Here is a 12,791-nt window from a genome sequence, read left to right as displayed (position 1 = left end):
GTTAGTCCTGTTGTCCGTTGCTAAACTACTGTTTCATTAAGTAGGCTTTAAAGTCTGCAAAGTCCTTACTCATGGCCACGCTTTGCTTTTCGCCACGCATAAAGGCAGCCAAGCGCTCAGGTATTTCTACGTCGATACCCAGAATCTCATCTACCTTCTCCTTAAACTTAGCAGGGTGGGCTGTTTCGCAGAACACACCAAACTCGCCTGCCTGTAGTCCGTCGGCCAAAGCCTGATAGCCGCAAGCACCGTGAGGATCCAGGATATAACCCGAAGCTTTGTAGCACTCGCGCATGGTTTCGCGAATCTGTTCGTCGCTATAGGTAGCACCGCTAATCAGCGCGCTAATCTTCTCGTGACTCTTATCGTACAGGTCGTAGATACGGGCAAAGTTCGAAGGATCGCCTACGTCCATCGCATTAGCCAGAGTCTGCTTCGATGGTTTGGGCTCGTATTTGCCAGTCTGCAGATACTTGTAGAAGATATCGTTGGCATTGTTGGCTGCGATGAATCGCTTGATGGGCAGTCCCATCTCATGGCCGAACAGCGCTGCACAGATATTACCGAAGTTTCCTGATGGCACGCACATCACCAGATTGTCAGCCTTGCCCTGTTCCTTCATGCGGGCGTAGGCATTAAAGTAGTAGAATGCCTGGGGCAGGAAACGGGCCACGTTGATTGAGTTGGCCGATGTCAGCTTCATGTGCTCGTTCAGTTCGTCATCCATAAAGGCATTCTTTACCAGCGCCTGACAATCGTCGAACACACCATCCACCTCGATAGCGGTGATGTTCTTACCCAGTGTGGTAAACTGGCACTCCTGGATAGGACTTACCTTGCCCTTGGGATACAGCACATACACGTGGATACCCTCAACACCCAAGAATCCGTTGGCCACAGCCGAACCGGTATCGCCGCTGGTAGCAACGAGTACGTTCACCTGCTTATGACCTGACTCTTGCTTGATGAAGTACTGCAGCAAGCGCGCCATAAAACGGGCACCCACATCCTTAAAGGCGAGGGTAGGACCGTGGAACAGCTCCAAGGTGTAAATATTGTCTTTTACGTTCACCACTGGGCAGTCGAATGCCAAGGTGTCATACACAATATCATGCAGGGCATCAGGATCTACATCCTCGCCAAAGAAAGCGCTGGCTACGGTGTAGGCAATCTCCTGAAAACTCATTTTCTCGATGTTATCGAAAAACTCCTGGGGCAACTTGTTGATACGCTCGGGCATATACAGTCCGCGATCCTCAGCCAGTCCCTTAACTACTGCTTTGTGCAGGTCGGCAATAGGAGCCTTGCCGTTGGTGCTATAGTACTTCATATTTTCTTAATGTAACAATTTAAAAATTTAATAATGTAAAAATTAATTTTTGCATTTTATCATTTTTACATTTTATCAATGTTCATGAAGGTTTGCATAAACTCTTGGAGTTTTAGCAAACCGAATGAACCACTGACGCAGCTAACTTCATCGTATTGCTGCACCTCGTCGGGCGCGATACCTTTGTGCCAAATCAGGAATGGTACGGGCTGTCCCACGTGTATGCGCATCTCAACGGGTGTCAGATGGTCGGGCAGTACTGCCAGGCATACGGGCTCGTTCATATTAAGGATGTGCTCGTAGATGGGCTTGATGAGTCGCTGGTCCAGATACTCGATGGTTTTCAACTTCAGTTCCAGGTCGCCATCATGTCCGGCTTCGTCGCTGGCTTCAACGTGTACAAACACAAAGTCGTCGTGCTCCAGCGCCTCAATTGCTGCCTGCGCCTTTCCCTCGTAATTGGTATCGGCCAAACCGGTAGCACCTTCCACTTCCACAATCTTCAAGCCAGCGTAGTGACCAATGCCGCGAATCAAATCCACAGCCGAAATCACTGTACCCGATTTAATCTCAGGGTACTGCTGCATCAGCGTTTCCATCGACGGACGATAACCACCGCTCCAAGGCCAGATGCTGTTAGCCTGTCGCTCGCCCTTAGCGGCCTTAGCCTGATTATAAGGGTGCTTAGGCAGCAGCTCCTGCGATTTCAGAATCAGCTCGTTCAGCAGTTCGGCAGTCTCCTGTGCCTCGGGTATATCAGCCTTTACCAGCAGTGGGCGCCACTCTTCGTTAGGATGATCATGGGGTGGGGCGCAAGTAATATGCTTGTTGCCGCCCTTGATTACCAGCAGGTGGCGATATTGTATGCCCGTAATAAATTTTACGCGCTCGCAGCCCTCCCTTTCATTGATGGGCTTGGCCAGGGTTTCGTTCAGATAGTCAATCAGCAGGCGGGCATCCTCTGTTTCCAGATTACCACCGTTATGCGTAATAATCTTACCGTCCTGCAGGTTGATAATGTTACAGCGAAGTGCCAGATCGTCGTCGGCCATCTCGTAACCTATCGAGGCTGCCTCCAGTGGTCCGCGCCCCTCGTACACCTTATTCAGGTCGTAACCCAGAATCGCTGTATTAGCCACCTCGCTACCTGGAGGAAATCCCTCGGGCACCGTAATCAGTCGCCCGCAGCGTCCCTCCTTAGCCAGTTGGTCCATCATCGGCTTCGCCGCATATTGTAGTAATGTCTTCCCGCCCAATCTTTCAACCGGCAGGTCAGCCATTCCATCTCCCAAAATAACTATGTGTTTCATATATAAATCCGTGTTAATCCGTGTAATCCGTGCCTAAATTAAATATTTGCGATGCTCATGATGTTGGCGAACACTCCGGCTGCTGTTACGCTGGCGCCGGCGCCGTATCCTTGTATCAGCATCGGGTACTCCTTGTAGCGCTCGGTGGTTAGCAGTACGATGTTATTGCTGCCCTCCAGGCGATAGAACGGATGGTTGATATCCACCTCGCGCAGCGCCACATTCGTCACGCCATTCTCCATCGTGGCCACAAAACGCCAACGCTTACCCTCGGCCTCCAACTTCTTTCTACGAGCCTCAAAGTCGGCATCCAGTGCAGGCAACTTCTTCCAGAAGTCATCCACGCTGCCCTCAAAGTACTCGTTAGGCACAAACAGGTGCTTCTCTACGTCGGCCTGTTCCACCTTGTAGCCAGCCTCACGGGTCAGGATCACCAGCTTACGAACCACGTCGGTACCACTCAGGTCGATACGTGGGTCGGGCTCGCTGTAGCCCTGCTCCTTGGCGCGTCGTACGGTCTCCGAGAAAGGCACGTCGGCAGCTATCTCGTTAAATATAAAGTTCAGCGTACCACTCAGTACAGCCTCGATTTTCAGGATCTTATCACCCGAGTTACGCAGGTCGTTGATGGTGCCGATGATAGGCAGACCAGCGCCCACGTTGGTCTCGTAACGGAACCACACACCACGGTCGCGAGCCGTCTTCTTCAACTTCATATAGTTAGCGTAATCGCTCGAAGCCGCCAGTTTATTGGCTGCAATCACGCTGATGTTATGCTCCAGGAACGATTGGTACAGCGCTGCAATATCCTTGCTGGCGGTACAATCCACAAACACGCTATTAAAAATGTTCATGCCAATCACCTCGTCGCGTAGGTTCTTGCCCTGCGCCTCGGGTGCCTTCAGCAGTTCGCGGTAGTTCTCCAGGTCGATGCCATCGCGGTCGTAGATACCAGCCTTCGACGAGGCGATACCCACCACATTCAACTTCAGTCCGTTACGCTGCATCAGCGTTTCGTACTGACTGCGAATCTGTTCAATCAGCTTGCCACCCACGGTACCCACACCGCAGATAAACAGGTTGAGCACCTTGTACTCAGAAAGGAAGAACGAGTCGTGCAGCACGTTCAGCGACTTACGCAGGAACTTGCCATCCACTACAAACGAGATGTTGGTCTCCGAAGCACCCTGTGCACAGGCAATCACGCTGATACCACTACGGCCCAGTGTGCCAAACAGTTTACCGGCGATACCTGGTGTATGCTTCATGTTCTCGCCCACGATAGCAATGGTGGCCAGTCCGCTCTCGGCATGCATGGGGAACATGGCGCCCGTCTCAATCTCCTTGGCAAACTCGTCGTTCAGCACCTCTACAGCATCGTTTGCATCCTCGTCGCGCACACCGATTGAGGTTGAGTTCTCTGATGATGCCTGCGATACCATGAACACACTGATACCCTTGTTGGCCAGCGTGGTAAAAATGCGTCGGTTCACACCAATCACACCCACCATCGACAGTCCGGTAACCGTAATCAGCGTGGTACCCTTAATGCTGCTGATACCCTTAATAGGCTTCTGGTCGTTTTCAATATGATCCTTAATCAGCGTGCCCGGGTGTTCGGGGTTGAATGTATTCTTAACCTTAATGGGAATGTTTTTTACGCAAACGGGGTAGATGGTTGGGGGATAGATTACCTTGGCACCAAAGTTACACAGCTCCATCGCCTCGATGTAGCTCAGTTCGTTAATGGTGTAGGCAGTCTTAATCACACGTGGGTCGGCCGTCATAAAGCCATCCACGTCGGTCCAGATCTCCAGCACCTCGGCATCCAGTGCTGCAGCAATGATGGCGGCTGTGTAATCGCTACCGCCACGTCCCAGGTTTGTGGTCTCGCTGGTGTCCTTATCTCTACTGATAAAGCCTGGCACCACAGCCACCTCGGGCATATCTTTAAACGCCTCGCGAACCAGCTGGTTGGTCAAATCGGCCACCAGACGGTGCTTGCCGTTCTTTTTTTCTGTACGGATAAAGTCGCGACTGTTCATGCGCTTGCCACCCTTAATGAGTGTGGCCACGATGTTCGACGATAAACGCTCGCCGTAACTTACAATCGCATCTTCGGTCTTTTTCGAGAGATCGTGAATCAGATATACGCCATAATAAATACTCTTCAACTGGTCGAACAGCTGATCCACTTTGTTGAATAAATCTACGCGCTTTTTGTCATCGGTAATGATGGTGTCGATCATTTGGTGATGTCGTGTCACCATAGCGTCGAATTCCTCGCGCCACTTATCGTCACCCTTCAGGGCCATCTGCGATGTGGCAATCAACTTATCGGTGATACCGCCCAGCGCACTAACTACTACTACGACAGGTTGCGTCCGAGCCTCTGTCTCAACGATTTTTTTCAAGCTAAGAATGCTTTTTACGGAACCTACGGACGTTCCGCCGAATTTCAATACTTTCATATTCCTATGCAATTTATCTTGCCTTTAGCGGTACCCTTAAACAAGCAGGGCTTCATCCACCGGCGCTGCAAAGGTAAGTGTTTTTAAGCAAATGGCCAAATTTCTGAAAGAATTTTTAGCCATTTACTTTCATTTTATCATAATTCCCGTATAAATTCTTCCACTTTTTATACCCAGGCGCCTGGCCGAGAAAAATTGGTCGTAGTGCTCGTAGGTACAAACGGCGGCTGTTTCAATGTGTTTTTCATCTACGCCCGTCAGCTGCATATCCAGCGCGTTGGCCTGCCAAAGGTCGATGTGCCACTTGCCGTTACGCTTAAAGGCTATGCGGTTCATGTCAAAATCCGCCTGCGCAAAGGCGTCGTACACCTCGTCGCCCACCTCAAAGGCATCAGGACCGATGCTGGGGCCTATCACTATCTTCAGGTCTTCAGGTTTGGTGCCGTATTGCTGCTGCATGGCCTCGATGGTTTTGCGGCCGATACGTGCCACAGTGCCTCGCCATCCCGCGTGGGCAGCTGCTATCGCGCGCGTGCGTGCATCATACATAAGTATAGGCACACAGTCGGCTGTTGATACACCAATGCAGGTGCGGGGCAGGGTAGTAATCAGGGCATCGATACCCTCAAAGCGGTCGCCCAGGTTCCCGGCTGTTACCTCAGCCACCTTGGTGTCGTGTACCTGGCGTGGCAGCACCAGATGCTGGTCGTCTATCTCCAGCATCTGGCACATGTCGCGTCGGCAATCGGCTACGTGCTGCGCATCGTCGTCGGTATACCAGGTAATGTTAAACCCCTGGTAAGGTTCGTCCATATCCACAAAGCCTCGCTCAGTCGAGAAGGCAATGATGTCGTGTTCTTTCTGCAGATGTAGCATGCCGTTGGTTTTTATTCGCCGAAAATCTCCTTCAGTTTGTCCTGCAGTCCCTGTGCACGCAAGCCGCGAGCCACAATCTTACCCTGTGGGTCGATCAGCAGGTTATCGGGAATACTGTTCACCTCGTACAGTCCCGAAGCCACAGTCTTCCAGCCCTTCAGGTCCGACAGATGTGTCCAAGGCATCTTCAGGTCGGTGATAGCTTTTACCCAAGGCTCCTTTCTGTTGTCGAACGAGAGTCCTACGATATCAAATCCCTTATCGTGATACTTCTCGTAAGCCTTTACCACGTTAGGCATCTCAGCGCGACAAGGAGCGCACCACGAAGCCCAGAAGTCAACCAGCACCCATTTGCCTTTACCCACATACTCGCTCAGCTTGTGCATGTTGCCGTCGGTATCGGGCTCCTCCAGGTCGGTAAACTGCTTACCAATGTAGGCAGCCTTCTTGGCTCTGTCGGCCTGCTCAAACTCATACTCCTTGATAGCACTCTGCACGGCGGGGTGATTAGCCCAAACAGGCTTGGTAGCCATCGTCTTCTGCAGCTTCTCCAGTCCGAATTCCTCCAGATACTGCTCCACAAAAGCCACAGGAATCATGGTGTTCACCTCGTCGGTATAAATCTTCTCCAGACCAGCCTTTACACCCAGTTTGCCGTAGGCCGCATTCATGTCGATATCGTAGCGCACCAGTCGCTCGTTCTGGGCCGATCCAGTTACGGTAGTGTCGTTCAGGTTCACAGTGATAGGTGTACCATCGTTGATAATGGGCATCATCCAGCTAACGCTGCTGTTTCTGATTATCAGCAACGCATTCTTCTCGGCCGAACCGCTAATGCTGAACTTGCCGTTCTCAACCGTAGCGTTCTCCATCTTACGCGCCTGAGCGTCAATCACTACCACCTTGGCGCCATTATCCTTACTCACACCACTGATGGTGTAGTTAACCTGTTGGGCCTTAGCCCCTGCAGCCATCATGATAGCCGCTGCAAATAATACCTTTTTCATAACTTATGTCTTGTTAATACTACTAATCTAATTTTTGCCTGCAAAGATACAAAAAATCGTAATAACATGACATCATTCCAACTTTTTTTACTATTTTTGCACGCAAATTAATTTTATAACCATAATAAATATGAATAAGATTTTTAAATCGGCGTTAATCGCCATCCTTAGTATCTACAGCATCCATGTGTTTGCTGAGGGTACCACCATTAACTACCGCTTAGCCTCGGCCGACGAGACACGTAAACTGATGCAGAGCAACACCGAGTACTACGCCAAGATGAATCAGATGGATATCGACTGGCGAGTAAGAAAAGAGGGTAGTACACTCGCCGAACTGCAGACGATGGCCTGGCAGCAGACGCGCGACTGGACCGATGCCGAACGTGAATTTATGGCTACCATCGTAGGTATGATTACCGACAGCCTGAACAGCATCGGTTGCCAACTGCCCGTACCCTCCGAGATTGTATTCGCCAAAACCACCCAGGCCGAAGAAGGCGGTTCGGCAGGATATACCATCAAGAACATCATATTCCTGAACGAGACGTATTTGGGCATGTGCCTGCCTAACGCCGAAAGAACAGCCGAAATAAATAAGATTGCGCTGATGCGTTTTACCGAGTTGGTGGCCCACGAGTTGTTCCACTGCGTAACACGCAACTCACCAGCATTCCGTCAGAAGATGTATGCCCTGATAGGCTTTACGGTGATGGATCACGACATCACGTTCCCCGATGCCATCACACAGCGCATGGGTATCAACCCCGATGTTGAGCACCTCGACAACTATGCCTATTTTACTATCAACGGCACCAAGCGCCGCTGCGAGCTCATACTGCTTTACGATAAATCATGGGCCGAAGCCAGCGCCGAAAAGGGTAACCAGATTGTATTCTTCCAATTTGTAAAGCCAGGCCTTGTGCCACTCGACGATATGAGCAAGGTTTACGATGTCACCGAAGCCAGCGATTTCTGGACTGTTGTAGGCCACAACACCGAATATGTCATCTCTCCCGAGGAGTGCATGGCCGATAACTTCTCGTATGCAGTCGTCCGAGGCATCAACCCAGCCACTCCCTATAACTCACCCCAACTCATCCAGAATATCATCACCGCCCTGAAGCGGTGATGTTTTTTTTGATGTCAGGCATCAGCTCCTGGCAGCAATATTTTTATCCACAAAAACTTGGAACTTTAGAATTAATTCTTTATATTTGCGGCGTGATACTAATAACTGGAGGCGGTAAATTAGAATAATATCTCTGACAATGAAAAAACAACTGTTCACAATCATTCTAGCTCTGTGCGTGTGCTCGCTGCCGCTGATGGCTGTGGTGAGCGGAAGGTCGTTGACCAACACGCTGAAAGACCTTTGTACGGAGCTGCAGGCAACCTTTATGCAGCGCTCGGATGCGCAGAAGCGCTTTAACGAGGATTTTGATCGTCAGCATAAGCGGATGATCAACGTGATTACCGAGTCGAACGAGCTCTCGATCCTGCTCTACACCCAGGAACAGGAGATGACGTTCGATCTGGCCTACGCGCTGAAGAAGGTGACGGCCAACTACAAGGACTTCAGCAAGGACCGACGCCCGTACGACCGGATTGTGAACGGTTTGAACTACGAGATTGACCGCAATGCCCGACTGATTGAGGCCCTGCGACGACTGCCGCCGATGATGAAGGAGATAGAGATGGAGATACTGCCCGACAGCTTGTTGTACCGTAACGACTCGCTCGATGTGCATCTTTCCGACTCGCTCTCATTGCTGGAAAAAGAGGTTATCAGGATTGCCTTCAAGGATTCGCTATCTGCCCCCTTTGTGCTGGATTCGATAGGCGAGGCATATCGCGACTCGTGTATCTTCTTCGTGTCAGAGATACTGAAGATGAACGCCAGTAACCGTGCTACCATAGTGGCCGACAGTACGCACTATCAGGAGGCATACCTGCGACTGAAGGAGACCTACGACTATGCCGAGCAGCGCTATCAGGCACTGGAACGCTATATCTTTGTGGACGGACAGACGCCGTTTTTGGACATTATGGCCAACCCTGGTTATTATTGGAATAAAACCAAAGTTGACTTGCGGGGACAGTACAGCCTGAAGGAACTGAGCGACGGGCTGGATGAAAGCGATTTGGATGACGACGACGAGGATGATATCGCGTTCTTACAACACTTTTCGAGTAAGGCCGAGAATACCATGCTGGTCGTCGTATGTATCGTACAGCTGGTGGGACTGGTATTGTTCTGGGCGTTGGCCCTGCTCGTACTATGGCTGCTCTACCGTTATACAAGGCTGAAACGCTATGTGCCGAAGCGCAAGCTGTCTATCATCTCGATACTGCTAGGCACCTTTATTTACTTCGTGGTGTTCGGATTCTCGCTGTATGGCGACGAATATATCAATCTGGGTGTGGCGCATATCAACACCTTCCTGTGGCTGCTGATTGCCATCACGGGCTCGTTGTTGCTGCGCGTAAGGCCCGAGCAGTTCCGACAGGGCATCATGCTCTATTCTGCCACCTTCCTGGTGGTACTGATGATTATCTCGTGCCGTATCACCTTTATGCCCGACAAGCTGATGGTGCTGCTGTTTCCACCCATCCTGCTGCTAATTGTTATCTGGCAGTTGTGCTGCTGTATCTGGTTGGGCAGTAAGGCCACATCAATCGACCGCACCTTGGGCTGGTGGGCATTGGCCGTTTATCTGGTGTCCTTTGGTTTCGCGTTTATGGGCTATACCTTTGTGGCATTGCTCATCCTGGTGTGGTGGTATTTCCTGTTGGCAGCCTGGCTCACCGTGGTGTGCATACGCGATCTGATGAGCCGCTACAAGGAACGCTGGATCGACAAGCGGGTTGACAGTCTGCGCAATCGTATCACCTACGTATCGGGCGACGACCGCGAACAGCTGTTGTTTGGTGCTACGTGGTTCTACGACCTGATCCGTCAGGTGGCCATCCCCTGCATTGTGCTGCTCTCGTTGCCGTTGTGTGTGCGCCTGTCGTTGGGCATCTTCGACTTCGACGATCTGTTTGTACGCTTCTACGAACGACCGTTTATCCATCTCACCGACATGAACGATGTGGAGACGTTGAGCATATCGGCCCAGAGTATCATCTATCTGCTGATACTCTTCTACGTCTTGCGTTACATCAGCAGGGCCGTACACGCCATCTGGCAGTATGCCCGTTACGTTACTTTTATGCGTAAGCATAACCGTGATTCCATCCGTCCGAACGAAATCAACCTGTCGTTGGGCAACAGTATCATCAGTGTGTTTATCTGGATGGTGTTTGCTTTGGTGGTTATCACGGAATGGCAGATTCCTACGGGGTCGTTAGGACTGATAGCGGGAGGTCTGTCGGCTGGTGTCGGTCTGGCGCTCAAGGATGTGATCAACAACTTTATTTACGGCATACAGCTGATGGGTGGACGACTGCGTGTAGGCGACTGGATAGAGTGCGATGGTATCCGTGGTAAGGTAACGGCCATCAATTACCAGTGTGTACAGGCCGAGACTATCGAGGGCACGGAGATGTCGTTCCTCAACTCGTCGCTGTTTGGTAAGAACTTCAACAACCTGACGCGTAACAACTCGTATGAGTTGACGATTATCACCGTGGGTGTGGCTTACGGAACCTCGGTGCAGCATGTGCGTGAGGTGTTGGTTGAGGCGATGCAGAAGATGTGTAACAAGGATAAATACGGACGGGATATTGTGGATCCCAAGTACGGTGTTTATGTGGTTGTGGGAAATATGAGCGACAGTGCTGTTGACATCAATGTGAAGCAGTATGTGTTGGTGGCCGAGCAGATTGGTTATCGTGATCGTGCCAAGGAGGTGATCTACGAGGCCCTCAACGCCGCGGGCATCACCATTGCCTTCCCTCAGTGCGATGTACACTTGATTTCAAACGAAGAAAAATAAGTTTAACTAACCTTTTATGATTATGACTAAAAAGTACCTATTAACCCTTGCAGCCGTTCTTTGCTGCGTAATGACTATGACGGTGATGACCGCTTGTGTAAATGATGATAATTCTGCTGGTTCCGACCGTCCATCAGGGCAAACCGAGTATGCCATCCTGTTATATGGTTATGGAGGTCGCAATCTCGACATTGGTATCATCGGCAACATGATGGATTTCTACAAAGCCAAGTCCGAAAGCTACGGTAAGGTAAAGATAGCCTGCCAGTACAAGTACTCGTCGGCCGAAGATATGCAGAAGTATTGGTTCGACATGCTTGACGAAAAACTGCCCGACGAGACCGTAAAGGCTATTAAGGATATGGAACTGCAGACCGTACGTTTCGTCGTCGACAATACCGTAAATGCCCCCGATGAAAATGTTCTGTTGAACAAGGAGTATATTTATGGCCCCAAGGACAACTACGTGGCCAATGTCGATTCGCTCACCAACTTCATCAACTGGGCCACCAAAGCCTGTCCTGCCAAGCATTACATTCTGATTGTGAGCGACCATGGTGGCGGCTATCAGCCACACGACGACCTGCCATTTAATGCGCCGTCACAAACCAGAGGCGTGCTTTACGACCAAAGCCACAAACCTAACGAAAACTTCACCGCATCGTCATTAAAGTATGCCATCGGTCGTGCTAATGCTCACATGGACGTGATTTATCTCGATGCCTGCCTCATGAATACCATCGAGTATCAGTTCGAACTCAAGGAACTTGCCAACTACTTTATCCTGTCATCATTCACAGTGCCTGGAGCTGGCGGCAGCTATTCGGTACTGATCGACGAGCTGGCAAAGAACACTGGCGACATAGAAACAGCCCTGAAGAACTTCAACAAAGCCAGTGTCGATAAGTGGGACAAGGATGCTGCCGTACAAGCTGCACAGGGAAGTACAGATTCCAAGTGGGACTATCACGACATGACCGTTACCCGCACCAGCGCCCTCGATGCCTTTGGTGCAAAGTTCAAGGAGTTTACCGATAAACTCGTGGCCGCTTACGCCGACGAAAGCCATAAGGCAAAGATTGATACCATCACCAAATACGCCTTCAAGGTTAACAACGAGCGTCCGGGCTACGATCTGGTAGATTACGCCAAGAGCATAGTAGATGCACTGCCCGACGTTTACGATGATCATTTCGCTCTCGAGATAGGAACAGCTTTCAACAACTGTCTGGTAAGTCAGTATTGCAGCGATTTCCTGATGAACAAAGGTCTGTCGGTAGATTGCAGCATCATGTTAGGCGTAGAGGGTAGCTACTATTTTTACGACTATGATAGGGAAAAACCTGAGATTCTGAAAGGATACAAAATTTACCATGCCGACGGCAAACTTGAAACTTACAAGAGTGGCGTAGCAGAGCCAGAAGTAACCACCTGGCCATCCACATTGGCAGATACCTACGAGCAGTTGTCATTCGACAAGGCAACCGGCTGGAGCCGCTGGATCAAACTCAACAAACAGCTGCCATGCAATAACAGTCCCGTAGAGATGCATTTTGCTATCGAATAATGCATTTACCTTATCAGGAATACAAAAACCCTCAGGCTTCGCATAGAAACCTGAGGGTTTTTACATTTTTACATTTTTACATTGTTGCATTTTTACATTGTTGCAACGCAGCTCGTGGCTCCCAATGCCGTCACAATCGCCGTAGCGATCGACGCAATCATCTGCACGATGAATTTCAATGTTTCCTTCTTACTCATAATCTTTAATGTTTCATGTTTTAATCGTTTCTTTAGTACGCTTGGCATCGCCAAGAATGTTTAATGTTTAATGTCTCATGTTTCATTTTTAA

Annotated in this window: 9 protein-coding genes; 3 read left to right on the top strand and 6 right to left on the bottom strand. The window is 50.2% G+C overall.

What is annotated here, in order from left to right; all coding sequences use genetic code 11:
- Nucleotides 1–25: 25 nt before the first annotated feature.
- From thrC to BLR73_RS01720, 5 genes are all read right to left on the bottom strand, one after another.
- A complete protein-coding gene (gene thrC / locus BLR73_RS01740) occupies nt 26–1,330 on the bottom strand; it encodes a threonine synthase (protein ID WP_091858252.1) in 1,305 nt (434 codons plus the stop codon).
- Nucleotides 1,331–1,395: 65 nt separating this feature from the next.
- The gene (locus BLR73_RS01735; RefSeq protein WP_091858249.1) at nt 1,396–2,640 is read right to left on the bottom strand and encodes a cofactor-independent phosphoglycerate mutase; all 1,245 of its coding nucleotides are present in this window, start codon (nt 2,638–2,640) and stop codon (nt 1,396–1,398) included.
- A 38-nt stretch (nt 2,641–2,678) separates the two neighbouring features.
- On the bottom strand, nt 2,679–5,111 hold the full coding sequence (gene thrA / locus BLR73_RS01730) for a bifunctional aspartate kinase/homoserine dehydrogenase I (RefSeq protein ID WP_091858246.1): 2,433 nt from the start codon (nt 5,109–5,111) through the stop codon (nt 2,679–2,681).
- A 129-nt stretch (nt 5,112–5,240) separates the two neighbouring features.
- Nucleotides 5,241–5,987 (bottom strand): peptidoglycan editing factor PgeF, encoded by a 747-nt coding sequence (gene pgeF / locus BLR73_RS01725; protein ID WP_091858243.1) that lies wholly within the window; start codon nt 5,985–5,987, stop codon nt 5,241–5,243.
- A gap of 11 nt (nt 5,988–5,998) precedes the next feature.
- Nucleotides 5,999–6,994, bottom strand: a complete 996-nt coding sequence (locus tag BLR73_RS01720; protein WP_013064074.1) for a TlpA disulfide reductase family protein — start codon at nt 6,992–6,994, stop codon at nt 5,999–6,001.
- A gap of 130 nt (nt 6,995–7,124) precedes the next feature.
- Here BLR73_RS01720 and BLR73_RS01715 point away from each other — a divergent pair, with 130 nt between their 5' ends.
- The 3 genes from BLR73_RS01715 (at nt 7,125) to BLR73_RS01705 (ending at nt 12,502) form a co-directional block, all read left to right on the top strand.
- A complete protein-coding gene (locus BLR73_RS01715) occupies nt 7,125–8,126 on the top strand; it encodes a hypothetical protein (protein ID WP_091858239.1) in 1,002 nt (333 codons plus the stop codon).
- 139 nt (nt 8,127–8,265) lie between these two features.
- Nucleotides 8,266–10,935, top strand: coding sequence for a mechanosensitive ion channel family protein (locus BLR73_RS01710; protein WP_091858236.1), 2,670 nt, complete (start codon nt 8,266–8,268; stop codon nt 10,933–10,935).
- A gap of 22 nt (nt 10,936–10,957) precedes the next feature.
- Complete coding sequence (locus tag BLR73_RS01705) at nt 10,958–12,502, top strand: clostripain-related cysteine peptidase (RefSeq protein WP_176763589.1); 1,545 nt, start codon at nt 10,958–10,960, stop codon at nt 12,500–12,502.
- Nucleotides 12,503–12,594: 92 nt separating this feature from the next.
- Here BLR73_RS01705 and BLR73_RS14275 read toward each other — a convergent pair whose 3' ends face one another.
- Complete coding sequence (locus BLR73_RS14275; RefSeq protein WP_176763588.1) at nt 12,595–12,699, bottom strand: smalltalk protein; 105 nt, start codon at nt 12,697–12,699, stop codon at nt 12,595–12,597.
- Between the last annotated feature and the right edge of the window lie 92 nt (nt 12,700–12,791).

Source organism: Prevotella sp. khp1 (assembly GCF_900102205.1).
Taxonomy (GTDB): Bacteria; Bacteroidota; Bacteroidia; order Bacteroidales; family Bacteroidaceae; genus Prevotella; species Prevotella ruminicola.
The sequence above is the reverse complement of the archived record's forward strand: the minus strand, read 5'-3'. Positions and strand labels throughout refer to the sequence as shown.

Excerpts from the sequence above, each read along its gene's own strand:
- thrC (WP_091858252.1), bottom strand. The coding sequence starts at position 1,330 with ATGAAGTACTATAGCACCAACGGCAAGGCTCCTATTGCCGACCTGCAC.
- BLR73_RS01735 (WP_091858249.1), bottom strand. The coding sequence starts at position 2,640 with ATGAAACACATAGTTATTTTGGGAGATGGAATGGCTGACCTGCCGGTT.
- thrA (WP_091858246.1), bottom strand. The coding sequence starts at position 5,111 with ATGAAAGTATTGAAATTCGGCGGAACGTCCGTAGGTTCCGTAAAAAGC.
- pgeF (WP_091858243.1), bottom strand. The coding sequence starts at position 5,987 with ATGCTACATCTGCAGAAAGAACACGACATCATTGCCTTCTCGACTGAG.
- BLR73_RS01720 (WP_013064074.1), bottom strand. The coding sequence starts at position 6,994 with ATGAAAAAGGTATTATTTGCAGCGGCTATCATGATGGCTGCAGGGGCT.
- BLR73_RS01715 (WP_091858239.1), top strand. The coding sequence starts at position 7,125 with ATGAATAAGATTTTTAAATCGGCGTTAATCGCCATCCTTAGTATCTAC.
- BLR73_RS01710 (WP_091858236.1), top strand. The coding sequence starts at position 8,266 with ATGAAAAAACAACTGTTCACAATCATTCTAGCTCTGTGCGTGTGCTCG.
- BLR73_RS01705 (WP_176763589.1), top strand. The coding sequence starts at position 10,958 with ATGACTAAAAAGTACCTATTAACCCTTGCAGCCGTTCTTTGCTGCGTA.
- BLR73_RS14275 (WP_176763588.1), bottom strand. The coding sequence starts at position 12,699 with ATGAGTAAGAAGGAAACATTGAAATTCATCGTGCAGATGATTGCGTCG.